This is a genomic window from Mesorhizobium sp. CNPSo 4684 (assembly GCF_057784315.1).
Genome location: NZ_JBWLUX010000003.1, coordinates 199,983 through 223,617, shown reverse-complemented (window position 1 = coordinate 223,617; position 23,635 = coordinate 199,983). Strand labels below are relative to the sequence as shown.

22 protein-coding genes are annotated in these 23,635 nt (G+C 62.6%); 16 read left to right on the top strand and 6 right to left on the bottom strand.

Annotated elements, in window-relative coordinates; genetic code table 11:
• Positions 1-18 precede the first annotated feature (18 nt).
• The 10 genes from AC04SG_RS04185 (at position 19) to AC04SG_RS04140 (ending at position 8,660) form a co-directional block, all read left to right on the top strand.
• The gene (locus tag AC04SG_RS04185) at positions 19-1,329 is read left to right on the top strand and encodes a replication-associated recombination protein A (RefSeq protein WP_488550046.1); all 1,311 of its coding nucleotides are present in this window, start codon (positions 19-21) and stop codon (positions 1,327-1,329) included.
• Positions 1,330-1,495: 166 nt separating this feature from the next.
• Positions 1,496-2,326: an aspartyl/asparaginyl beta-hydroxylase domain-containing protein gene (locus AC04SG_RS04180; RefSeq protein WP_112562348.1), complete on the top strand. Its 831-nt coding sequence runs from the start codon at positions 1,496-1,498 to the stop codon at positions 2,324-2,326.
• Positions 2,327-2,357: 31 nt separating this feature from the next.
• Complete coding sequence (gene crcB, locus AC04SG_RS04175) at positions 2,358-2,744, top strand: fluoride efflux transporter CrcB (protein WP_192254268.1); 387 nt, start codon at positions 2,358-2,360, stop codon at positions 2,742-2,744.
• A 125-nt stretch (positions 2,745-2,869) separates the two neighbouring features.
• The gene (gene crcB / locus AC04SG_RS04170) at positions 2,870-3,241 is read left to right on the top strand and encodes a fluoride efflux transporter CrcB (protein WP_488550055.1); all 372 of its coding nucleotides are present in this window, start codon (positions 2,870-2,872) and stop codon (positions 3,239-3,241) included.
• Positions 3,238-3,576, top strand: a complete 339-nt coding sequence (locus tag AC04SG_RS04165; protein ID WP_488550045.1) for a DUF190 domain-containing protein — start codon at positions 3,238-3,240, stop codon at positions 3,574-3,576. Before crcB (AC04SG_RS04170) ends, AC04SG_RS04165 begins: the two co-directional genes overlap by 4 nt.
• Positions 3,577-3,639: 63 nt before the next feature.
• Positions 3,640-4,620, top strand: coding sequence for an RluA family pseudouridine synthase (locus AC04SG_RS04160; RefSeq protein ID WP_488550044.1), 981 nt, complete (start codon positions 3,640-3,642; stop codon positions 4,618-4,620).
• The gene (locus AC04SG_RS04155; RefSeq protein ID WP_488550043.1) at positions 4,621-4,821 is read left to right on the top strand and encodes a hypothetical protein; all 201 of its coding nucleotides are present in this window, start codon (positions 4,621-4,623) and stop codon (positions 4,819-4,821) included.
• Positions 4,818-5,741, top strand: a complete 924-nt coding sequence (locus AC04SG_RS04150) for a DMT family transporter (protein WP_488550042.1) — start codon at positions 4,818-4,820, stop codon at positions 5,739-5,741. The genes AC04SG_RS04155 and AC04SG_RS04150 overlap by 4 nt, the downstream gene beginning before the upstream one ends.
• Positions 5,742-5,801: 60 nt before the next feature.
• Positions 5,802-6,593 carry an ATP12 family chaperone protein gene (locus tag AC04SG_RS04145; RefSeq protein ID WP_488550041.1) on the top strand — a complete coding sequence of 264 codons (792 nt, stop codon included), beginning with the start codon at positions 5,802-5,804 and terminating at the stop codon, positions 6,591-6,593.
• 180 nt (positions 6,594-6,773) lie between these two features.
• Positions 6,774-8,660: an MFS transporter gene (locus AC04SG_RS04140; RefSeq protein ID WP_488550040.1), complete on the top strand. Its 1,887-nt coding sequence runs from the start codon at positions 6,774-6,776 to the stop codon at positions 8,658-8,660.
• 98 nt (positions 8,661-8,758) lie between these two features.
• Here the strand turns inward: AC04SG_RS04140 and AC04SG_RS04135 are convergent, their stop codons facing one another.
• Positions 8,759-8,956 carry a DUF2735 domain-containing protein gene (locus tag AC04SG_RS04135; protein WP_192254258.1) on the bottom strand — a complete coding sequence of 66 codons (198 nt, stop codon included), beginning with the start codon at positions 8,954-8,956 and terminating at the stop codon, positions 8,759-8,761.
• Between the two features lie 318 nt (positions 8,957-9,274).
• Here AC04SG_RS04135 and AC04SG_RS04130 point away from each other — a divergent pair, with 318 nt between their 5' ends.
• Positions 9,275-10,315 carry a glutamine synthetase beta-grasp domain-containing protein gene (locus AC04SG_RS04130; protein WP_192254256.1) on the top strand — a complete coding sequence of 347 codons (1,041 nt, stop codon included), beginning with the start codon at positions 9,275-9,277 and terminating at the stop codon, positions 10,313-10,315.
• A 133-nt stretch (positions 10,316-10,448) separates the two neighbouring features.
• On the opposite strand, the gene glnA is transcribed toward AC04SG_RS04130, so the two are convergent.
• Both glnA and AC04SG_RS04120 read right to left on the bottom strand, forming a co-directional pair.
• Positions 10,449-11,858, bottom strand: a complete 1,410-nt coding sequence (glnA, locus tag AC04SG_RS04125) for a type I glutamate--ammonia ligase (protein WP_112562341.1) — start codon at positions 11,856-11,858, stop codon at positions 10,449-10,451.
• A 58-nt stretch (positions 11,859-11,916) separates the two neighbouring features.
• Positions 11,917-12,255: a P-II family nitrogen regulator gene (locus AC04SG_RS04120; RefSeq protein WP_006205430.1), complete on the bottom strand. Its 339-nt coding sequence runs from the start codon at positions 12,253-12,255 to the stop codon at positions 11,917-11,919.
• Positions 12,256-12,635: 380 nt separating this feature from the next.
• Between AC04SG_RS04120 and AC04SG_RS04115 the strand changes: the two genes are divergently transcribed.
• Positions 12,636-14,159, top strand: coding sequence for an NAD(P)H-hydrate dehydratase (locus tag AC04SG_RS04115; RefSeq protein WP_488550039.1), 1,524 nt, complete (start codon positions 12,636-12,638; stop codon positions 14,157-14,159).
• Positions 14,156-16,156 carry a hypothetical protein gene (locus tag AC04SG_RS04110; RefSeq protein WP_488550038.1) on the top strand — a complete coding sequence of 667 codons (2,001 nt, stop codon included), beginning with the start codon at positions 14,156-14,158 and terminating at the stop codon, positions 16,154-16,156. The genes AC04SG_RS04115 and AC04SG_RS04110 overlap by 4 nt, the downstream gene beginning before the upstream one ends.
• A 26-nt stretch (positions 16,157-16,182) precedes the next feature.
• Here AC04SG_RS04110 and AC04SG_RS04105 read toward each other — a convergent pair whose 3' ends face one another.
• Positions 16,183-17,715, bottom strand: coding sequence for an acyl-CoA carboxylase subunit beta (locus AC04SG_RS04105; protein ID WP_488550037.1), 1,533 nt, complete (start codon positions 17,713-17,715; stop codon positions 16,183-16,185).
• A gap of 406 nt (positions 17,716-18,121) precedes the next feature.
• Between AC04SG_RS04105 and AC04SG_RS04100 the strand changes: the two genes are divergently transcribed.
• Complete coding sequence (locus AC04SG_RS04100) at positions 18,122-19,540, top strand: DEAD/DEAH box helicase (protein WP_376775066.1); 1,419 nt, start codon at positions 18,122-18,124, stop codon at positions 19,538-19,540.
• A 98-nt stretch (positions 19,541-19,638) separates the two neighbouring features.
• On the opposite strand, the gene AC04SG_RS04095 is transcribed toward AC04SG_RS04100, so the two are convergent.
• Together AC04SG_RS04095 and AC04SG_RS04090 are read right to left on the bottom strand one after the other, a co-directional pair.
• Positions 19,639-20,613, bottom strand: a complete 975-nt coding sequence (locus tag AC04SG_RS04095) for an alpha/beta hydrolase (RefSeq protein ID WP_488550036.1) — start codon at positions 20,611-20,613, stop codon at positions 19,639-19,641.
• 169 nt (positions 20,614-20,782) lie between these two features.
• On the bottom strand, positions 20,783-21,604 hold the full coding sequence (locus AC04SG_RS04090) for an SDR family oxidoreductase (protein ID WP_488550035.1): 822 nt from the start codon (positions 21,602-21,604) through the stop codon (positions 20,783-20,785).
• A 216-nt stretch (positions 21,605-21,820) separates the two neighbouring features.
• On the opposite strand from AC04SG_RS04090, the gene AC04SG_RS04085 reads away from it, so the two are divergent.
• Together AC04SG_RS04085 and AC04SG_RS04080 are read left to right on the top strand one after the other, a co-directional pair.
• Positions 21,821-22,855, top strand: coding sequence for a cysteine synthase A (locus tag AC04SG_RS04085; protein ID WP_488550034.1), 1,035 nt, complete (start codon positions 21,821-21,823; stop codon positions 22,853-22,855).
• On the top strand, positions 22,855-23,598 hold the full coding sequence (locus tag AC04SG_RS04080) for an alanyl-tRNA editing protein (RefSeq protein ID WP_488550033.1): 744 nt from the start codon (positions 22,855-22,857) through the stop codon (positions 23,596-23,598). Before AC04SG_RS04085 ends, AC04SG_RS04080 begins: the two co-directional genes overlap by 1 nt.
• Positions 23,599-23,635 lie beyond the last annotated feature (37 nt).

The following is a 23,635-nucleotide window of genomic DNA, read 5'->3' as shown; positions in this document are numbered from 1 at the left end:
TCCAACGAAAAGACTTGCATGGCCGATCTGTTCAGCGTCGATGAACCGGAAAGAGCGCCACCCGGTAGGCCGCTTGCTGATCGGCTGCGTCCAAAAAACCTTGGCGAGGTCGTCGGACAGGAGCATCTGACCGGGCCTGATGGTGCGCTGACGCGGCTGATCAACTCCGGCTCGCTCGGCTCAATGATTTTTTGGGGGCCGCCGGGAACAGGCAAGACGACAGTGGCGCGGCTACTGGCGGGCGAAACCAGCCTCGCCTTCGAGCAGATCTCGGCAGTGTTTTCCGGCGTCGCCGACCTGAAGAAAGTGTTCGAGGCGGCAAAGCTGCGGCGCGCCAATGGCCGCCAGACGCTGCTGTTCGTCGACGAGATCCATCGCTTCAACCGCGCCCAGCAGGATTCCTTCCTCCCGGTCATGGAGGACGGCACGGTCGTGCTGGTTGGCGCCACCACCGAGAATCCCTCCTTCGAGCTCAATGCCGCGCTTCTGTCGCGGGCGCGGGTGCTGGTGTTCCATTCGCTGGGCGAGGAGAGCATCGCCAAACTGATCACGCGGGCGGAGGAGACCGAGGGCAGGGCGCTGCCGCTCGACGATGAGGCGCTGGCGATGCTCATCCGCATGAGCGATGGCGACGGTCGTGCCTCGCTGACCTTGGCCGAAGAAGTCTGGCGCGCCGCCAAACCTGGCGAGGTTTTCGACCCCGAAGGGCTGCAGCGCATCGTCCAGCGCCGTGCGCCGATCTACGACAAGGGCCAGGACGGCCATTACAATCTGATCTCGGCGCTGCACAAATCGGTGCGCGGGTCCGATCCCGACGCGGCCCTCTATTATCTCGCCCGCATGTTCGATGCCGGCGAGGATCCGCTCTATCTCGGCCGCCGGCTGGTGCGCATGGCGATGGAGGATATCGGGCTGGCCGACCCGCAGGCGCTGGTTATGGCCAACGCAGCCAAGGACGCCTATGACTATCTGGGCTCGCCCGAAGGCGAACTCGCCTTTGCCGAGGCGACCGTCTATCTCGCCACCGCGCCCAAATCCAACGCCGTCTACACCGCCTTCAAGGCGGCCACGCGGGCGGCGAAGGAGTTCGGTTCTCTGCTGCCGCCCAAGCACATCCTCAACGCGCCGACCAAGCTGATGAAAGAGGAGGATTACGGCGCCGGCTACCGCTACGACCATGACCAGCCCGATGCCTTTTCCGGCCATGACTATTTTCCGGAAAAGATGGGCCGGCAGACCTTTTACGATCCGCCCGAACGCGGCTTCGAGCGCGATATCCGGAAACGGCTGGACTATTGGGCGAAGCTGCGCAGCGAGCGGGAAAAATAGGCTTGCGCGCGCCTGTGGTTTTTCGCCCACTCTCAGCGCCGCGCGATGGCATTGTGCGTGGGGACAAAAGACCCTATCAAGGCGCACGGCCTCGGGGGTGGCCGCCGCCAAGATGCTTGGCGATTGTCGTCGCAACAGGAATCGCGCCCGACGGCGCGAGAAAAAAATGAAAAAATCCCTTCGCAAATCCCTTCGCCAGGCTGTGATTGCACTGCCGCTGCTTGCGCTCGGCTTCTATTTCATCCCGATCCTGACTACGATCTGGATCGTCTGCGGCCTGATCGATGTGCTGCGCAACGCCAACAAGGACCTGTCGCTGTTGCGCGGCTATTTCCTCGGCAACGGCATTTTCACCTGGCTGCTGTCGCCCTTCAACCTTCTGGTCGACCTGCTCTGCTACCGGAACCCGGGCGTGTGGAAGCTGGAGCAGTTTCCCGCCGACTATCAGCGCGAGGTCAACGAGGTTCTCGACGTCTTCAAGGCGCGCAAGGACGAGATCATCGCCGATATCGACGCCAATTTCGGCACCGGCCGTCGCGGCATGTATGTCTATCAATGGTACGGCAAGCACAAGATCGACAACGTCGCCGAATTCAACAAAGATTTCAAATACATCAAGACCATTGCCGTCTCGGTCTTCAGGGGCAAGGAATCGACCTCCTGGCATTTCGGACCGCTGCGGCTCAGCCTGCGCATCCTCTACAATCTCCTGCCGGTGAAGGCAGAGGTTTTCGTCGAGTGCAACGGCGCCAGGAACTACTGGCACGACAACCCGCTCTATATTTTCGACGACACGCTGCTGCACCGCTCGGTCAACGAATATGACGGGCGCCGCTATTGCGTGTTCATGGACATCATCCGTCCGTCGCCATTCCCCGGCTTCATCGCCGGCCTTCTCGCCATCGTTTCGGTCACCGTCGAACGCATCAATTCCATGTTCTACAAGAACTGGAAGATGATCGGCTCGAGCAAGGCAAAGAAGGTCGAGACAACCTGACGCGTAGTCTTGACCGGCAAGAGGGAGCGCGATGTATCACCTGTTGCTTGTCTGTCTTGGCGGCGCGATCGGCGCGATGGCTCGCTTCTTCCTGTCCGGCTTCATCGCCCGCCGGGTCGGCGAGACCTTTCCGTGGGGTACGATGGTCGTCAACGTCTCGGGGGCGTTTGCGATCGGCGTCATCGCGCATGCGGTGGCGCGCGACGGAATGCCCGGCATCTGGGCCTTTGCAGTTACCGGCTGCCTCGGCTGCTATACCACGGTCTCTTCCTTCAGCCTGCAGACGCTGGCGCTGGCGCGCGAGGGTGAATGGTTGCGCGCCGGCGGCAATGTGCTGCTTTCGGTTGTTCTGAGCCTCGGTGGCGTGACGCTGGGCTTTGCCGCGGGAAGTCTCCTGATCGGCAACGGGGCGCTATGAGCAGTCCGCGGAAGCTTCGCTCCGGCGGAACGGACGCTGCCGCGGCATGGCACGCGGCGCGCCTCATTGGCTGGCGTAAAACGAGTGAAACGCTTCGGATCTATGCTACCGTGGCAGCCGGCAGCATGATCGGCGGCGTGCTGCGGGCGCTTGTCTCATTGGCGAGCAATGCCTTGTGGGGCAGTGGATTCCCCTTCGGCACACTCCTCGTGAACATTGTCGGCTCATTCCTCATCGGCTTCTATGCTACATTGACGGGGCCGGAAGGCCGCGTCTTCGCCAGCCCGTTGCAGCGCCAGTTCTTCATGGCCGGCTTCTGTGGAGGCCTGACGACCTTTTCCGCGTTCAGCCTTGAAACGCTCATCCTCGCGCAGGGCGGGGAGCTTGTGGCGGCGGGGCTCAATATCGCGATCTCCGTGGTGGCGTGGCTTGCCGCCGTCTGGCTTGGCCACATCGTAGCAATGCGCCTCAACCGACTGAGAGGGTCCGGGCAATGAAAATACCGACACAGGCGCAATTGCTGCGCATATTCATCGGCGAGAACGACAGGGCAGACGGCTGTCCGCTGTATGAGGCAATCGTGCTCAAGGCTCGCGAAATGCAGCTTGCCGGCGCGACCGTTCTGCGCGGAGCGATGGGGTTCGGCCATTCCAGCCGGCTTCATACCACGAAGATCCTCCGTTTGTCGGAGGATCTGCCTCTTGTGATCGAGATCGTCGATGGCGAGGAAAAGATAGCCGCTTTCCTGCCAATACTTGAGACAATCATGACAAGCGGTCTGATCACGCTGGAGAAAGTTCAGGTTCTGCAATATGGAACCGACAACGAATGACCGAGTATGAGGTTGCGGGTGTCGGCGAATGCCGTTGCATGCCGCGGAACGGCGATTGGAATTATGGCAGGCGTTGAACAGATCACAGTAGAGGCCGGCGAGGCGGGCATGCGGCTCGATCGCTGGTTCAAGACCCATTTCCCCGGCCTCGGGTTCGGCCACCTGCAGAAGTTGCTGCGCTCCGGCCAGATCCGTGTCGATGGCGGCCGGGTCAAGGCCGACAGCCGTGTCGAGCCCGGCCAGGTGGTGCGCGTGCCGCCGCTCGAGGTCGACAAGAAGGGCGAGAGCGCGCTTACCGGTCACTCGATCCGCAACCAGGGCGACGCCGATGTGCTGGCCAAGATGCTGATCCACGAAGACCCGAAGGTCTTCGTCTTCAACAAGCCGGCTGGCCTGGCCGTGCAAGGCGGCTCGGGCGTTACCCGCAATGTCGACGACATGCTGGAGGCATGGCGCAGCCAGAAGGGCGAGAAGCCGCGCCTGGTGCACCGGCTCGACCGCGACACGTCGGGCGTGCTGGTGGTTGCCCGCACCAGGCTTGCGGCGATGAAGCTTTCCGAGTCGTTTCGCGCACGTGAGACCAAGAAGACCTACTGGGCGCTGGTCAAGGGCGTGCCGCCCAAGCGCGAGGACAAGATCTCGACCTGGCTGATCAAGGAGCCGACCGAGGACGGTGATCGCGTGCGTGTGGCCGCCCATGGTGAAAAAGGCGCCGACCATGCCGTGTCCTACTACCGCATCATCGAGCAGGCGGCGCAGACGATGACCTGGCTGGAAATGGAGCCCTACACCGGCCGCACCCACCAGCTTCGCGTTCATGCCGCCTATGTTGGCTGCCCGATCATCGGGGACCCCAAATATTTCGAGGCCGACACCAATTGGGATTTCCCGGGCGGCATTCAAAACCGCCTGCATCTGCATGCGCGCCGCATCGTCATTCCGCACCCGGACAAGGGCGTCATCGACGTGACCGCGCCGATGCCGCCGCATATGCGCCAGAGCTGGAACCTGATCGGCTTCGACGACGCCAGTGCGGAGGACTGAATGAGAGAGTTCATTGCTCAGTTCATCTACTGGCTGCCACTTTTTGTGATTTTTATCGTCTGGCTGGCTTTCACCAGCGGCGCTGCCCGACGGCAGAGATCGATGGCCGAGATCGGCCGCGAGAACACTGAAGCGGTCAGGCAAAATACCGAGGCGCTGAAAGCCCTGTTGGCGAAGCTGGACAGTCAACCGAAACAATGACCGCCTCAATTGCATTGGATCGCCGCGACGCGGTCGATTTGGCGGCTGCTGCAATCATGGTCGGGCTGACCTTTTCCTGGGGGCTGAACTATGTCGCCGCCAAGATTTCCTATGCCGGCTTCGACCCTGTTTTCGTCTCGATCGCACGCTCGATCATTGGCGGGCTTTGTGTCCTCGGCTGGTGCTGGCTGCGCGGCATCAGGCTGTTCGTGGCCGACGGGTCGCTGGTCGCAGGCATCATTGTCGGCGTGCTCTTCGGCGTCGAGTTCCTGTGCCTCTATATCGGGCTGGAATACACGACCGTTGCCCGCAACACGCTGCTGGTCAACACCATGCCGTTCTGGGTCTTGATCGGCGGCCATTTCCTGCTCGGAGAGCGCATCAATGCGAGGAAGCTTGGCGGGCTCGTGCTTGCCTTTTGCGGCCTGGTGGCGGTGTTCTCCGACGGGATTGTCGGCGGCAACAAAGTGACTCTGATGGGCGATCTGCTCAGCCTCGGCTCCGGCATTCTGTGGGCGGCGACCAGCATCGTCATCAAACGCTCGAAACTGGTCGAGACCAGCGCCGAAAAACTGCTGCTCTACCAGCTGGCGGGCGCCGCCGCCGTCGGCTTCCTGGTGATACCGTTCGCCGGCCCGCCTATCCGTGACGTCACTGCCTTGTCGACATGGGCGCTGCTGTTCCAGGCCATCTATGTCGTTGCCTTCACCTATGTGTTGTGGTTCTGGCTGCTTCGGCGCTATCCGGCATCGGGCCTGTCGAGCTTCGCCTTCCTGTCGCCGGTGTTCGGTGTGCTGTGCGGCGCTGTTATTCTGGGTGAGGCGCCGACGGTCAGGATCTTTGTGGCGCTTGGGCTGATCGCCATCGGCCTGATCATTGTCAACCGGCCGGCGCGCAAGCAGGTTTTGACAAATTTATAGAGCATGATTGGTCCGAAAACCGCTTCACACTTTTCGGCGTCATGCTCTAAGGAGTTCGAGATGCGCGATATCCTCAACGACCTCGAAGCAGGCAAGCAGCTCTCCGATCCGGATCCGGTGCGCCGCGCGCAGATCCAGATGAAGACGCACCTGCCGAAGCGTTTCTACAAGGACGTTTCCGTCGTGCCGGTGGACGAGGGCTTTGCCGTGCATCTCGACGGCAAGCCGGTGCGCACGCCGGGCAAGGCGCTGTTGGCGCTGCCGACCGAGACGGCGGCAAAGTTGGTAGCCGGCGAATTCGACGCGCAAGGCGAGACCATCGATCCCGTCACGATGCCGGTGCTGCGTCTGGTCAACACCGCCATTGACGGCGTCGCCAGCGACCCGCAGGCGGTGCTGGAGGACGTGTTGCGTTTCGCGTCGTCCGATCTCACCTGCTACCGCGCCGACGCGCCGCAGGGACTGGTCGAGCGCCAGAACCAGCATTGGGATCCGGTCATCGACTGGGCGCGCAGCGCGCTCGGCGCTCGCTTCAACCTTGCCGAAGGGGTGATCCATGTCGAGCAACCGCGCGAGAGCATCGCCGTGCTCGGCGCCCATCTTGCCCAGCGCGCCGAGCCGCTGCGGCTGGCCGCCATCCATGTCATGACCTCGCTGACCGGGTCGGCGCTGCTGGCGCTTGCAGTCGACTACGGCGCGCTTGACGGCGAGGCGGCTTGGGCCGCCGGCCATGTCGATGAGGACTGGCAGATCGAGCATTGGGGCCATGACGCCGAGGCCGTGGCACGCCGCTCGGCCCGCAAGCGCGACATGATGGCGGCCGTCAGCCTGCTGGAAGCGCTCAAGGGCTGATCTCCGGTCTTTGCCGCACTGCACCTAATACGAAAGTCATAAACCCAATGTCGGTCTGCCTCCGGCTGCCGCTTTCTGTCATTTTTTACGCCGATGGCTGGGCTGAGTCGCGTTCAGAGGGAGCGCCGACGGTGACGCCCGGCATCGAAGACAGACGGGATCTCACGGGAGGACATTTCCATGGCAATGGCATCGACCGCCGGCGGAAGCAGCCGCGGCATGACGCGGGAGGAGAAGAAAGTCATCTTCGCTTCCTCGCTCGGCACGATTTTCGAATGGTATGATTTCTATCTCTACGGTGCGTTGGCGGCCGCGATCGGCACCACATTCTTCGCCACTTATCCTGAGGCGACGCGCAACATCTTCACATTGCTGGTTTTCGCCGCCGGCTTCCTGGTGCGTCCGTTCGGTGCGCTGGTGTTCGGCCGCATCGGCGATCTCGTCGGCCGCAAATACACATTTCTTGTCACCATCACGATCATGGGCCTGTCGACCTTCCTGGTCGGCCTGCTTCCCGGCTCGGCGAGCTGGGGCATCGCGGCGCCAATTATCCTGGTTGGGCTGCGCATGCTGCAGGGCCTGGCGCTTGGCGGTGAGTATGGTGGTGCGGCGACCTATGTCGCCGAACACGCTCCCGACGACCGCCGTGGCTTCTATACGTCGTGGATCCAGACGACGGCGACGCTTGGCCTGTTCCTGTCGCTGATCATCATCCTGGTCGTGCAGAATTCGCTGAGCAAGGAGGATTTCGCGGCCTGGGGCTGGCGCATTCCCTTCCTGGTCTCGGCCATCCTGCTCGCCATATCGGTCTGGATTCGCCTGTCGCTTGCCGAATCGCCGACCTTCCAGCGCATGAAGGACGAGGGCAAGGGCTCCAAGGCGCCTCTGTCGGAAGCTTTCGGCCAGTGGAAGAATGCCAAGATCGCCTTGCTGGCGTTGTTCGGCTTGACCGCCGGCCAGGCCGTGGTCTGGTACAATGGCCAGTTCTACGCGCTGTTCTTCCTGGCCAATGTGCTCAAGGTCGATCCGCAGTCGGTTAACATCATGATCGCAATCGCGCTGGCGCTCGGCTCGATCTTCTTCGTCGTGTTCGGCTGGCTCTCCGACAAGGTCGGCCGCAAGCCGATCATCATGGCCGGTCTGGCCTTGGCGATCGTCACCACCTTCCCGCTGTTTAAGGCGCTGACCTGGGCCGCCAACCCGGCGCTCGCCACCGCGCAGCAGAACACGCGGGCCACGGTGACCGCCGCACCGGGAGACTGCAAGTTCCAGTTCAATCCGACCGGAACACGCAAGCCTCTCACTTCGTGCGATATTGCGACCGACTTCCTTGCCAAGAGCTCCGTACCCTACGACATCATTACGACGGCGGCACCGGGAACCGCGGCCAGTGTGAAGATTGGCACCGAAACGGTGGCGTCCTATGATGCCGTGGCAGCTGCGGACAAAGCGGCTTCAAACGACGCTGCCTTCAAGAAGGCGGTCAACCTCGCGCTTCAGGACGGCGGCTATCCGCTGAAACGCGCTGCCGCCAAGGTTGCCGACCAAAAGCTCGACGCCTTTGTCGCGGCCAATCCCGAACTGAAACTCGACGCGGCCGCCATTCGCGCCGGTGAAAAAGCCACTGTCCCGCTCGCCCAGGCGGTCAAGGACAAGCTGTTGACGGCGGATGACGCCGCCGGCGCCACCGACGTGACGGTCTACAGTGTTCCAGCGGCCGGTGCGTTCTCGATGTTTGCCGACCCGGCAGCCGTCAACTGGGCAAAGGTCATCGGCATCCTGTTCATCCTGGTCCTCTACGTGACCATGGTCTACGGGCCGATCGCGGCGATCCTGGTCGAGATGTTCCCGACCCGCATCCGCTACACCGGTATGTCGCTGCCCTATCACATCGGCAATGGCTGGTTCGGCGGCCTGCTGCCGGCGATCGTGTTCGCGCTCAGCGCCTCCAAGGGCGATATCTATTATGGCCTCTGGTATCCGGTGGTGATCGCGGCGATGTCGCTGATCATCGGCATGATCTTCGTCAGGGATACGCTGGGAACCGACCTGCACACCAAGCAGTAGGTGCTGTTCCTGCGTTCAACAAAAAAACCGGCGCGAGCGATCGCGCCGGGTTTTTCTTTTGTTCGGGCCTGCTTTCAGCTTGCTAGCCCGGAAAACGGCTAGCTCTTGCGAGGCTGCTCGGCTTCCGCGATGGCGGCCTCATGGTACCAGGCCTCGCCATGACCCAAGGGATGATCGCGCAATGAGGCAAGCTCTGCCGCGAACTTGGCCTTTACGCCTAAATTTGAGGCAGCCGCACGCGCTGCCACCGGGAACATCAGGATTTTTGCCGACGGACGGGCTGACGTGATTTCCATTGTCGGTCTCCTTTCTTCTGGAGAGGCTTGTCGATTCATCTTTCCATCAAAGTAGGTCCTGCAATCCGTTTAGGCAAGATGCCTAAAGAAAGATCAGCATTTGCCTGTTATTTAAGCAAATTCTGCCTTTGATCGATCCCGGCGCATTGCTTAGGCGGCTTGGCTGAATCGCCGCGATGACAGGGCAATTTTGACGCACCCCGCGCAGCGGAAATGGCACATGACTTGCATTTTATCGACCGGCAGCCGGTCTGCCGGATGGCTCGGCGCGCGCCGGCGTCATCCAGCTTCGGTGATCAAGCAACGAGAGGCTTTAGAATGACGAAATACAAGCTCGAGTACATCTGGCTCGATGGATATACCCCGGTCCCCAATCTGCGCGGCAAGACCCAGATCAAGGAATATGCCGAGTTCCCGACGCTCGAGCAGCTGCCGCTGTGGGGTTTCGACGGGTCCTCGACGCAGCAGGCCGAAGGCCACAGCTCCGATTGCGTGCTGAAGCCGGTCGCCGTGTTTCCCGATCCGGCCCGCACCAATGGCGTGCTGGTGATGTGCGAAGTGATGATGCCCGATGGCGTGACGCCGCACGCCTCCAACAAGCGCGCCACCATCCTCGACGACGAAGGCGCCTGGTTCGGCTTCGAGCAGGAGTATTTCTTCTACAAGGACGGCCGTCCGCTCGGCTTCCCCGAGAGCGGCTACCCGGCGCCGCAGGGCCCGTACTACACCGGCGTCGGCTACTCCAATGTCGGCCCGGTCGCGCGCCAGATCGTCGAGGAGCATCTCGACCAGTGTCTCGCCGCCGGCATCAACCATGAAGGCATCAACGCCGAAGTGGCCAAGGGTCAGTGGGAATTCCAGATTTTCGGCAAGGGCTCGAAGAAGGCCGCCGACCAGATGTGGATGGCCCGCTATCTCCTGCAGCGCCTGACCGAAAAATACGAGATCGACATCGAGTATCACTGCAAGCCGCTCGGCGACACCGACTGGAACGGCTCGGGCATGCACGCCAACTTCTCGACCGCCTATATGCGCGAAGTCGGCGGCAAGGCCTATTTCGAAGCACTGATGGCTGCCTTCGACAAGAACCTGATGGACCACATCGCCGTCTACGGCCCGGACAATGACAAGCGCCTGACCGGCAAGCACGAGACCGCGCCGTGGAACCGGTTCAGCTACGGCATCGCCGACCGCGGCGCCTCGATCCGCGTGCCGCATTCCTTCGTCAACAACGACTACAAGGGCTATTTGGAAGACCGCCGCCCGAACTCGCAGGGCGACCCCTACCAGATCGCCTCGCAGATCCTGAAGACGATCGCGGAGGTTTCGACCAGCGCCCAGGTTTCGGCGGCGGCTTAAGCATTCGCTGAGGCGGAGGCTTGGTCTCCGCCTCGATCTGCTCTGGCGGCACCCGACGCCAGTCGTCTGAACAAACAAAAACCCCGGCGTCTGAACTGACGCCGGGGTTTTTGTTTGTCTCTGAACCGATCGCTCAGACCGAGTAGTACATGTCGTATTCGACCGGGTGCGGGGTCATTTCGAAGCGCATCACTTCGGCCATCTTGAGCTCGATGTAGGAGTCGATCTGGTCGTCGTCGAAGACGCCGCCGGCTTTCAGGAAGCCGCGGTCCTTGTCGAGGCTCTGCAGCGCTTCGCGTAGCGAGCCGCAGACGGTTGGGATCTTCTTCAACTCCTTCGGCGGCAGGTCGTAGAGATCCTTATCCATCGGTTGGCCCGGGTGGATCTTGTTCTTGATGCCGTCGAGACCGGCCATCAGCATGGCGGCGAAAGCGAGGTAGGGGTTCGCGCCCGGATCAGGGAAGCGGACCTCGACACGCTTGGACTTTGGCGACGAGCCGAACGGGATGCGGCACGAGGCCGAGCGGTTGCGCGCGGAGTAGGCGAGCAGCACCGGCGCTTCATAGCCAGGCACCAGGCGCTTGTAGGAGTTGGTCAGCGGGTTGGTGAAGGCGTTGATCGCCTTGGCGTGCTTGATGATGCCGCCGATGTAGAACAGGCAGCTCTCCGACAGGCCGGCATATTCGTTGCCGGCGAAGGTCGGCTTGCCGCCCTTCCAGATCGACTGGTGGACGTGCATGCCCGAACCGTTGTCGCCGAAGATCGGCTTCGGCATGAAGGTCGCCGTCTTGCCATAGGCATTGGCGACCTGGTGCACGACATACTTGTAGATCAACATCTTGTCGGCGTTGCGGACCAGCGTGTCGAACTTGATGCCGAGCTCGTGCTGGGCGGCCGCCACTTCGTGGTGGTGCTTTTCGACGCGCACGCCCATTTCGGCGAGCACGGTCAGCATTTCGGAGCGCATGTCCTGCGCGCTGTCGATCGGCGGCACCGGGAAGTAGCCGCCCTTGATACGCGGGCGGTGGCCGAGATTGCCGGTCTCGTAGTCGGTGTCGTCGTTGGACGGCAGTTCGGTGGAGTCCAGCTTGAAGCCGGTGTTGTAGGGATCGGCCTTGTACTTGACGTCGTCGAAGACGAAGAACTCGGCTTCCGGGCCGACAAAGATCTGATCGCCGATACCTTCGGCCTTCATGTAGGCCTCGGCCTTCTTGGCGGTGCCGCGCGGGTCGCGGTTGTAGGATTCACCGGAGACCGGATCGAGGATGTCGCACAGGATGACCATGGTCGACTGGGCGAAGAACGGATCCATGTGGACGGTGTCGGGATCGGGCATAAGCACCATGTCGGACTCGTTGATCGCCTTCCAGCCGGCAATCGAGGAGCCGTCGAACATGACACCGTCGGCGAACATGTCTTCCTCGACCTCGATGACATCCATCGTCACGTGCTGCAGCTTGCCCTTCGGATCGGTGAAGCGCAGGTCGACGAATTTCACGTCGTTATCCTTGATCTGCTTCATGATGTCTTTGGCTGTCGTCATATCATTTCTTCCCTGTGTGATGACGTTTCGAGGAGACGATAATCTGAAATCAGAAAGCTCAGACGGCGTCCATCCCTGTTTCACCGGTACGGATACGAACGACTTCCTCGATGTTGGAGACGAAGATCTTGCCGTCACCGATGCGGCCGGTCTGCGCCGCCTTGCGGATGGCTTCGATCGCGCCTTCGACCGCATCGTCGCCAAGCACGACTTCGATCTTCACCTTGGGCAGGAAGTCGACGACATATTCGGCGCCGCGATAGAGTTCGGTATGGCCTTTCTGGCGGCCGAAACCCTTGGCTTCGGTGACGGTGATGCCTTGCAGGCCGGCCTCCTGAAGCGCTTCCTTCACTTCGTCTAGCTTGAACGGCTTGATGATCGCTTCGATCTTTTTCATGTAAAAAGTGGCCTCCACTGCCAAAAAGACGGGTTGTGCGCCCCGCTTGCGCCTCCATCAAGCACGAATTGTGCCAATTTCAGCCCACGAGAAGCGGTTTCGCGCAATTCCAATGCCGCGCCGGGCCGGGATGTACATTCGCGTCATCCACTGCTTCGGAAGCGGCGCGGGTGTTTGGAGCCTACACATTGCTGCTCCTGACGTCTGCACGATTATTAGGCAGGTCGCGCATTTTGCGGGCGCGCGCGGATCCGTGGCGCCAGTTTGCGAAAGGATTGGCCGCACGCCATCTCGGCGGCTGGCCGTTTGCTTCGAACCCGAAACTGGACAATGCTCGACCGGGACAAAGAGGCCTTGGGCGAAATGCGGATTGGCAATTCATGAGCAACGAAGTCCTGTCGCCGGCCGAGATGGGCGAAGCCGACCGGCTGGCAATCGCCGCCGGTCCGTTCGATGGTTATCGCCTGATGCAGCGCGCTGGCGAAGCGGTCGCTGCCGTGGTCCTGGCGCGCTATCCCGCTTCGAGCCGCGTCCACGTGCTGTGCGGCCCCGGCAACAATGGTGGCGACGGCTATGTCGTGGCGCGGTTGCTTGGGGAAAGTGGTGTCGATGTCACGCTGTGGGTGTCCGGTGAGCCGAGGGCAGGCAGCGATGCGGCGATTGCCGCGGCCGAATGCTCGCTGGAGCGCCGGCCCCTGGCGACTTTCGTCGCTGAGCCGGGCTCGTTGATTATCGATGCTCTCTATGGCGCGGGGCTGTCCAAGGACCTCTCGGGTGATGCGGCGCGTGCCGTAGACATTGTCGCCGGCCTGTCTGTCGTTGCCGTCGATTTGCCTTCAGGTGTTTCCGGTGACAGCGGCCACATTCTCGGCGCGGCGTTTCGTGCCGACATCACCGTCACTTTCGCGCGCAAGAAACCGGGACATCTGCTGTTGCCCGGGCGCGAGCGATGCGGCGAGACCGTCGTTACCGACATCGGCATTGGCGACGACATCATCGCGCAGGTCGCGCCGCGCACATTCGAAAACAAGCCGGCGTTCTGGCTCGAGACGTTGCCGGTGCCGGCGGTCGATGCGCACAAATACAGGCGCGGCCATGTCGGCGTCTTCTCCGGCGGACCGTCGGCGACGGGCGCGGCGCGGCTGGCGGCGCTTGCCGCGGCAAGAAGCGGGGCAGGGGCGGTAACCGTGCTGTCGCCAGAAAATGCCATGCAGGTCAACGCCGCGCATCTGACCTCGATCATGCTGCGCAAGACCGACGCTGCAGAGGACGTGCACGACTTTCTCGGCGATCGCCGGTCGTCGAGCTTCGTCCTCGGCCCAGGCTTTGGTGTCGGTGACAAAGCGCGCGATTTCGTTCTCGCCGTGCTTGCCAGAAAACGGCAGGAAGGCGGTGTCGAGGGGCTGGTGCTCGATGCCGACGGGATCACGTCGTTCCGCAACGCAGCCTCGACGCTGTTCGACGCAGCCGGCAGGCCGGACGCCCCAGCACTGGTCATGACGCCGCATGAGGGCGAGTTCGGCCGGTTGTTCCCCGACACCGCTGGTGACAAAAGCCTCTCGAAGCTCACCAAGGCGCGTGCGGCCGCAGCCCGCGCCAATGCCATTGTCATCTACAAGGGCGCCGACACGGTGATCGCGGCGCCGGACGGCCGCGCGGCAATCAACGCCAACGGGGCGCCATGGCTTGCCACCGCCGGTTCTGGTGATGTGCTGGCAGGCATCATTGCCGGGCTCTTGGCGCAAAGCATGCCATGCTTCGAAGCAGCCTGCGCCGCGGTCTGGATCCATGCAGAAGCCGGCAGCCGCTTCGGTCAGGGGCTTATAGCCGAGGATCTGCCGCTGGCCCTGGTGCCGGTTCTGCGTGAACTGGTCGAGGCACGGCAGAAGGTGCTGATCGGATGAAGCTTTTCGCGCTTGTCGTTGCGGCCGTCATGGCGCTGTTCGCATCTCACAGCGCGCGCGCCGAGCAGCCGGTGACCATCGTCGACGATCCGGCGGTGCTCGCTGCCCTCGATGCCAAGGGTTTTGGTTTCGCCGGCATTTTCGCCGTCGATGGCAAGGACGATCTGAAATCGCTGTATAGCGAGGCGCCGGCCTATCATGCAATCGTAGACATGGTGGCGGCTGACATTGCGGCCCTGCGCGCCGAGATGAAGGCCGGCGGGCGCACGCTCTATGAGGTGACCGACGGCAATGTCGGCCGCATCATGGACATGCGCTGGCTGCATACCGAAGCCGCGCGCTTCCGCTTGGTCGGTGTCGTCAACCGGCTCGACCGGCGCGATTTCGCTGCGCTGCAAGGCGACAAGAGCTGCGGCGAGGTGCGCTTCATCTACCGCCTGGCCTACAGCTTTCGCAAGAACGGCAAGGTCCTGGCCTCGCGCCTGCCATTCAACTTCAGCGCCGTCTACAGCGTTGAGCCCGATGCCGATGGCGGCTGCGTCGGCGTTGCCGGGCGCTGGACGCCGCAGCTCGACGAAAACGTCGATGCCGGCTGGCTGGCCGGCGGGCCGCTGGAACCGGAGGAACTGACTTTCAAGCAGCTCGAGCTCAACGCGCAAGTGGTGCGCTTTCCCTCGGGACAGGAGACCGAGTTCGGCGGGCAGGCGGCCTATCTCATGCGGATTTTTGGCATCGATGGCGCTACCGTCAGCGAGAAGCCGCTGGAGAACACGCCTGATGTCGCACGGCTCTCGGACGATGCAGCGCTGAAGAAAAGGCTCGCCGATTATGTCAGCGCCAATGTCGCGGCGGTCGATCTCGGTGTCTACGAGATCCCCGACGAGTTTTTGGCGAAGAAGGTGATCTCGTGGTCGACCTTCGGCAGCGCCAGGCAGGCCAATCATCCATTTACGTCACTGTTCCAGCCGGCGGATTTCGCCGGCCTCGACTATGCGGCGCTGAAGCTGGTGCGCACGCCGGAGGCGATGGTCGAGCGGCTGGACAATGGCGCCTGCCAGGGCTGTCACCAGGCAGGCTCGACCGCCGGCTTTCACTTCATCGGCCTCGATGACAAGACGACATCGCCGCTCAACCGCATCGAGGTCGGCATCTCGCCGCATCTGCATGCCGAGATCCCGCGACGCCAGGCCTGGCTGCGTGCCACGCAGGAAGGCAAGGAGCCGAACCGGTACCGGCCGCTGTCCTTCGCCCCACCCGCGACGTGGAGCGATGCCGGCGATGTCGACTACCCGCCGGCCGAAATGGCGATGCCATGCCTGATGCCGGAGGATGCGAAACGCTTCGGCGCGACCTGGCAATGCGGCGGCGGCACCGTCTGCACGCCGCTGGCGACCGCCTCAGGCGTGCGCACCGCGTTGGCGCAGTGTCTGCTGCCGAAGGACAGCCCAAAGATGTTCTCCGGCCATCCCTGCCTGACCGGCTCGATCGCCAGCAACCCGTCGCAGCCCTTCAACGACCGCTACAAGATCACCGGCCAATTCGCCGCCTTCGCGCCGACTTTTTCGCGGACCGCCTATACCTGCAGGCCGCCGAAGATCGGTGTGCCGGCAGGCATCGCCTACAGGGCTTGCGACGACAAGGACCGCAGCTTCGCCGCCTTCAAGGCGGGCAAGCCGATGCCGTCCGAAATCTGCGGGATGGTCGGCGGCAAGAAATTCGACACCTGCGTGGCGACCAACAATTTCGACCAGTGCCTTGGCGGCGCGGTCAATCGCGGCAACCGTCCGGCATGCTCGGCCGATCATTTCTGCCGCGAGGATTACATGTGCCAGTCGCTGCCGCCGGACACGCCGGGTGCTGGCAAGGTGAAGGGCATCGGCTTTTGCTCGCCGACCTATTTCATCTTCCAGATGCGCATCGATAATCATGCAACGCCATGGGCAAGCGCTACCGTCGCCACAAGGGATGCGGGGTTCGGCGCGGCGGAAGAGGAGTAGGGTTTCTCAAGGGTTGTCTGGAAGTACTACAGCGGAATGTTGTCGTGCTTCTTCCAGGGGTTCTGCATGTCCTTGTTGCGCAGCATGCGCAGCGCACGCGCGATGCGGCGGCGGGTCGAGTGCGGCATGATCACCTCGTCGACATAGCCGCGTTCGGCGGCGACGAAGGGCGACAGGAAGCGATCCTCGTAAGCCTTTGTATGGGCTGCGATCTTTTCGGCATCGCCGATGTCCTTGCGATAGATGATCTCGACCGCGCCACGAGCGCCCATCACTGCGATCTGCGCCGTCGGCCAGGCATAGTTCATGTCGCCGCGCAGATGCTTTGAGGCCATCACGTCATAGGCGCCGCCATAGGCTTTGCGGGTGATGACGGTGATCTTCGGCACGGTCGCTTCGGCATAGGCGAACAGCAGTTTGGCGCCATGCTTGATCAGGCCGCCATATTCCTGCGCGGTGCCCGGCAGGAAGCCCGGAACATCGACGAAAGTGACGATGGGAATGGAAAAGCAGTCGCAGAAGCGCACGAAGCGCGCCGCCTTGCGGCTGGCGTCGGAATCGAGCACGCCGGCCAGCACCATCGGCTGGTTGGCGACGAAGCCGACGGTGCGGCCTTCGACGCGGCCGAAACCGGTGACGATGTTCTTGGCAAAGCTCTGCTGGATCTCGAAGAAATCGCCTTCGTCGGCGACCTTCATGATCAGCTCCTTGATGTCGTAAGGTTTGTTGGCGTTGTCCGGGATCAGCCGGTCGAGCGACAGATCGTGATCGGTGACCGACTGGTAGCATTCGATCTCGGGAAGCTCCGACGTGTTGGAGGCCGGCAGCAGATCGACCAGCCGACGCATCTGCAACAGCGCCTCGACGTCATTGTCATAGGCGCCGTCAGCGATCGAGGATTTGGTCGTGTGGACGGAGGCGCCGCCCAGGCTCTCGGCGGTCACCGTTTCGTTGGTGACGGTCTTCACCACATCCGGCCCGGTGACGAACATGTAGGAGGTGTCGCGGACCATGAAGATGAAGTCGGTCATCGCCGGCGAATAGACGTCGCCGCCGGCGCATGGGCCCATGATCACGGAAATCTGCGGGATGACGCCCGAGGCCAGCACGTTGCGCTGAAAGATCTCGGCATAGCCGCCAAGCGCCGCCACGCCTTCCTGGATGCGGGCGCCGCCGGCATCGTAGAGGCCAATGATCGGCGCCCGGTTGCGCAGCGCCATCTCCTGCACCTTGATGACCTTTTCGGCATGCGCTTCCGATAGCGAGCCGCCGAACACGGTGAAGTCCTTGGCGAAGAGGTAGACCGGGCGGCCGTTGACTGTGCCCCAGCCGGTGACGACGCCGTCGCCGGCGATCTTGGTCTTCTCCATGCCGAAGTCGGTCGAGCGGTGCTCGACATACATGTCGAACTCCTCGAACGAGCCCTCGTCGAGGAACACCTCGATGCGTTCGCGCGCGGTGAGCTTGCCCTTCTTGTGCTGGGCGTCGATGCGGCCCTGGCCGCCGCCCAAGCGGGCGATCTCGCGGCGGCGCTCGAGTTCCTTCAGGACATCCTTCATCGCTCGGTCCCCAGAAATGGAAGCTGCATTTGTGGTAATGGTGCCTGCAGGCGGGCGCAAGCGCCGCTTTCGCCCTCGATTTTGCTGCGCTGCAACATGACGCCCCTTGCATTCCGGGGCGAACTCAGCCATATGCAACCTATAGGCGCTTGGGCCGGAGATTCCGGCCTTCTCGACAAATGAGACTGGTTGCGTCTGTTTTCCCTCTTTCCGGTTGAACGGCAAGGTGGCGGAAAAGCCCCGTGGCATGATGCCTGCGGGCACGACAGCGCAGCCGAGTGGACGTTACCGTCCGCCCGCCTTGTCGTTTCATATCAAATTTTTCGACGGCAGGTTGCGCCCTGCCGCATCGATGTTTGCGGCTAAGGCCGCGTGAAAGAAGACTATTTTGACCAACGAAAACACTATGACCGGTAGCAACACTGTGACCGGCAACACTGCGGAACTCACCGGTTTCGCAGCCCTTGGAATCACCGGCGCGCTGCTCAAGGCGACCCATGGCGCCGGCTTCACCGAGCCGAAGCCGATCCAGACGCAGGCGATCCCGCCGCAGATGGAAGGCCGTGACATTTTCGGTATCGCCCAGACAGGCTCTGGCAAGACCGCGGCCTTCGCGCTGCCGATCCTGTCGAAGATCATCGCGCTCGGCACCAAGCGCCGGGCCAAGACCACCCGTGCGCTGATCCTGGCGCCGACGCGCGAGCTCGCCGTGCAGATCGAGGATACCATCAAGATCCTCGCCAAGGGCGCGCATGTCTCGACCGCTCTCGTGCTTGGCGGCGTTTCGCGCTTCAGCCAGGTGAAGAAGGTTGCGCCCGGCGTCGACATCCTGATCGCCACGCCCGGCCGTCTGACCGACCTGGTGCGCGAGGGTGACCTCATTCTCTCCGACACCAAATGGCTGGTGCTGGACGAGGGCGACCGCATGCTCGACATGGGCTTCATCAACGACGTCAAGCGCATCGCCAAGGCGACCGCGCCCGACCGTCAGACCGTCCTGTTCTCGGCCACCATGCCCAATGAAATCGCCGAGCTGGCGAAGGGCCTGTTGAAGAACCCGATCCGCGTCGAAGTCGCGCCGCAAAGCACCGCGGCGGCCGAGATCGTGCAAGGCGTCGTCTTTGCCCGCACCAAGCAGAAGCGCCAGGTGCTGTCGACCATGCTCGCCGACGCGGCGATGAAGTCCGTCATCATCTTTTCGCGCACCAAGCATGGCGCCGACCGGGTGACCAAGGACCTCGAGCGCGACGGCTTCAAGGCCGCCGTCATCCATGGCAACAAGTCGCAGAACGCCCGCCAGAAGGCGCTCAACGATTTCCGCGAGGGCTCGGTGCGCATTCTGGTGGCGACCGATATCGCGGCGCGCGGCATCGACGTTCCCGGCATCAGCCATGTGGTGAATTTCGACCTGCCGGACGAAGCGGAAAGCTATGTCCACCGCATCGGCCGCACCGGTCGCAACGGCATGGACGGCATTGCGATCACGCTTTGCGATCCTTCCGAAAACAGCAAGCTGCGCCAGGTCGAGCGCATCATCCGCAGCAAGCTGCCGATCGTTGCCGACCATCTCGGCAGCCCCGATCCGGTGCGCAATCCGGCTGAAAAGAACGAGCGCTTCGAGCCGGCCAACGATCGCAACGACCGCAATGGCCGTCGCGACGGCAGGCGCCCCGGTGGCCAGAACAACGGCTTCGGCAAGAAGCGTTTTGGTGACAAGCCGGCCTTTGCAGGTGCGGGCGAGCGCAAGCCGGAAGGCGCCAAGCCCTTCAAGGGCAACAACAAGCGCCGCTTCGGCGGCAAGCGGCCTGCGGCACGGGCTGCCTGATCGGACAATCGGCCAGGCGCGTCGCGCCTGGCTTGATTGCTGACTGAAGAAATGAGGACGGCCCGAGCAATGCTCCGGCCGTCCTTTTCGTTTTGCGGCTACTCGGTAATTGCCTTCACCCAGACCACAATGCGCTGCGCCAGGAATGCCGTGGTCGACGGCGACAGCGCGTCGCCGGCAATGACGTGGTTGTCGGAATCGCCATTGTCGTCGACCGGCACCAGTTCGCGCGCGGCGCCCCAGCGGCCGGCGATCTCGCGGGTGCGGTCTTCCCGCACCACGCTGTCTGAATCCGAGAAGATGAAGAGAGCCGGTATCGTCGCTTTTTCCACCGGTGCTGCGTAGGCAAGCTCGGTCAATGCTGCCATCGGCAGTACGGCCGCCATCGGATAGGTGTGCGTCCAGAGTTTCTCGTGCAGCGCGTTGCGGGTCGGAAAGCTGCGCTCCTTGCCGCCGACAAGCTCGGCGATCTGCCTGCCCCAGGGCATGGTCAGCAGTTCGGCGCCTGAAGCCCTGACGCCGAAATTCGGCGAGATGAACGCGATGGCGGCGACGCTGTCAGATGCGCCAGGCTCGGTCGCCGCCCATGCCGCCAGAGAGCCGCCGGTCGAGGTGCCGATGACGATCACCTTGTCGCCGATGGCCCGGCCGATGGCGAGCGCCTCCTCATAGTCGTTGATCCAGGCGTTGACGCTGCCTTGCGCCATTGCGGCGCCGTCCTGCCCATGGCCGGTGAGGCGGGTATAAAAGAGGTTGGAGTCGAGCTGGTCGGCGACCTCGTCGGCCAGCGGTCGAACCTCGCCCTTCGATGCCGAAAACCCGTGGATATAGACGATCGCCAGCGGCGTCTTGGCGTGAACCATCGGGTCGGCCCAGATGATTTCTTTCTCAAGCCCGTCGCGGATGTTGGGCACGGCCGCCTCTTCACGCGCCAGATAGGCCTGCGGATCATCGCCGATCGCTTTGGGATCGAAATGGATCTTGGTGTCGACGGGAACGCGCGGACCAAGCAGGACGGCCAGGATGAGGATGACGACGACGCCCAGCACCGCAAGCACGATCCGTCGCCCCATCGCAGACTCCACGCAACAAATCTCAACCTATGGCGGCCGCTGCACCCAAGCAACAGCCGGCCTGTGGACAGCTAGAGCAGTTCACCGTTCACGGAAACGGCGACCCGCTCTATCTCTTTGTTTTCGCAATTCCCAAGGGAAAACCGCTTACACTTTTCCCGGAATTGCTCTATTCGTTCGGCGGCTTGCGATCGAAATTCAGTGGCCGGCCTGTCCAGCGGGTCGCGGTGCTGATGAACCAGCGGCAGGCCGGTCTCGGCAGCAGCGCCAGCAGCTTCAGCCCCCAACTCAGCCGGCGCGGGAAGGTGACCTCGAAGCCGCCGGTTTCGATGCCGCGCAGCATGCGTCGCGAGGCGCGGTTGACCGGCATCAGTCCCGGCATCGGCAGCATGTTCTTTTCGGTCAGCGGTGTATCGATGAATCCCGGATTCATCACCTGGACGCGGACATTCATCTTGTCAAAATCGTATTTCAGCGACTCGGCCAGGATGTTGATCGCCGCCTTCGAACCGCCATAGGCCGCCGTGGTCGGCCAGCCGAAATAGGCGGTCACCGAGCCGACAAGCACGATATGGCCGCGCGCGCGGATACGCATGCGCTCCATCAGCGGGACGAGACCATTGATGATGCCGAAATAGTTGACCTCGAAGGATTGGCGAAAGTCGCGGACCCTAAGGTCTTCGCCGGGCGTGGCGATGTAGTTGCCGGCGTTGAAGACGGCGAGCACGATCGGGCCGAGATCCTTTTCGATCGCCGCCACAGTGCTTGCCATGCGCGGCTCGTCGGTGACGTCGCAAGGGTAGGCAACCACGCGTCCCGGCATCTGTGCCGTCTCGACGATGAGCGCGTCGATCGGATGCTCGTCAAGCGCGCTCACCGCGACGACAAAGCCCTTTGCCGCAAGGTCCTTGGCCAGAGCACGGCCGATGCCGCTGCTGCCGCCGGTGATCCAGGCGACGCCGTGCTTCGGGTTGGCCCGGTAAAGTGTCATTCTGCGCCCTGCCGATCTGTCATTAGTGCTCTAGCGGTGAAAAAATCGAATGAAAAGAGCGCTTTTCCGTACAAGGTTGAAATGATCGTCATCGCGCGCCATCCGGCGGCAGGAGATTGCAGTACCCGAAATGCGACTGGACCAGGCGAATTCTTGCCTTGAAACGCAAGCTTCTGGTTTCTAGGGTCTCGCCGCAGCTACATGAAGGAATCCCGGATGCCCCGTTCTGTGATCGAAGCGATCGGCAACACGCCCCTGATCCGCCTCAACAAGGCTTCGGAGCTGACCGGCTGCGAGATCCTGGGCAAGGCCGAGTTCATGAATCCGGGCCAATCTGTCAAGGATCGCGCTGGCCTGTTCATCATCCGCGACGCCGAACAGCGCGGGCTGTTGAAGCCGGGCGGCGTCATCGTCGAAGGTACGGCCGGCAATACCGGAATTGGCCTGACGCTGGTCGCCAAGGCGCTGGGCTATCGCACCGTGATCGTCATTCCCGACACGCAGAGCCAGGAGAAGAAAGACACGATCAAGGTGCTTGGCGCGGAATTGATCGAGGTGCCGGCGGTGCCTTACAAGAACCCCAACAACTATGTGAAACTGTCGGGGCGGCTGGCCGAGCAGATGGCGCGTTCCGAGCCGAACGGCGCGATCTGGGCCAACCAGTTCGACAATGTCGCCAATCGCGACGGCCATATCCGCACCACCGCGGAAGAAATCTGGACGCAGACCGGCGGCAAGGTCGACGGCTTCGTCTCGGCTGTGGGTTCGGGCGGCACGCTGGCCGGCGTCGCCTTCGGGCTGAAGGCCAAAAGCAAGGACGTCAAGATCGCGCTCGCCGATCCGCTCGGCGCCGCGCTCTACTCCTTCTACACCAGCGGCGAATTGAAGTCCGACGGCAGCTCGATCACCGAAGGCATAGGGCAGGGGCGCATCACGGCCAATCTCGAAGGGTTCACGCCGGACTTCTCGTTCCAGGTTCCGGATGAGGAAGCGCTGCCGATCGTCTTCGACCTGATCCAGGAAGAGGGCCTGTGCGTCGGCGGTTCGACCGGTATCAACATCGCCGGCGCGATCCGGCTGGCGTGCGAGCTTGGCCCGGGCCACACCATCGTGACCATCCTGGCCGACTACGGCACGCGCTACCAATCGAAGCTGTTCAACCCGGACTTCCTGCGCGAGAAGAAGCTGCCGGTACCGGGCTGGATGGACGAGCGCAGTACAATTTCAGTGCCGTACGAGAAGGTCGCCTGATGGCGCACAAGACCGAAACGCTGTTTCGCGACGACGCCTATCTGACGACGGCCGAAGCCACGGTGGTCGCGATCAACGAGCGTGGCGGCATCATTCTCGACCGGACGATCTTCTACGCGACATCGGGTGGCCAGCCCGGTGACACCGGCACATTGGAGCGCGCCGACGGCAGCCCCATTGCCATTGCCGCCACCATCACCGGCGAGACCAAGGACGAGATCATCCATGTGCCGGCGCCGGAGCAGCCGGTGCCCGAAATTGGCAAGCGGGTGAAACTCGCCATCGACTGGGAGCGGCGGCATCTTCTGATGCGCATGCACGCCGCCTGCCATCTGCTCACCGTCGTCTGCCCGTTTCCGATCACCGGTGCCGCGGTTTCCGAGGATGACAGCCGTGTCGACTTCGACGCTCCGGATGCCGGCTTCACCAAGGAAGATGTTACCGCCGGGTTGATGGAGCTTGTGCTTGCCGATCATCCGATCTTCATCAGGCTGATCACCGACGAGGAACTGGCGGCCAATCCGGGCCTGGTGAAGTCGAAGAATGTCCGCCCGCCGCTCGGCACTGGCAAAATTCGCCTGGTCTGCATCGGCGACAATGCTTCGGTCGACAGCCAGCCCTGCGGTGGCACCCACGTCAAAAGCACCGGCGAGATCGGCGAGATCCACATCGGCAAGATCGAAAAGAAGGGCCGCGAGAACCGGCGTTTTCGCATTCGCTTCGGACCGATGCCGGCGAATTAGGGTCAAACAGTACCTGGCCTCTATATTGCTTAGGCGG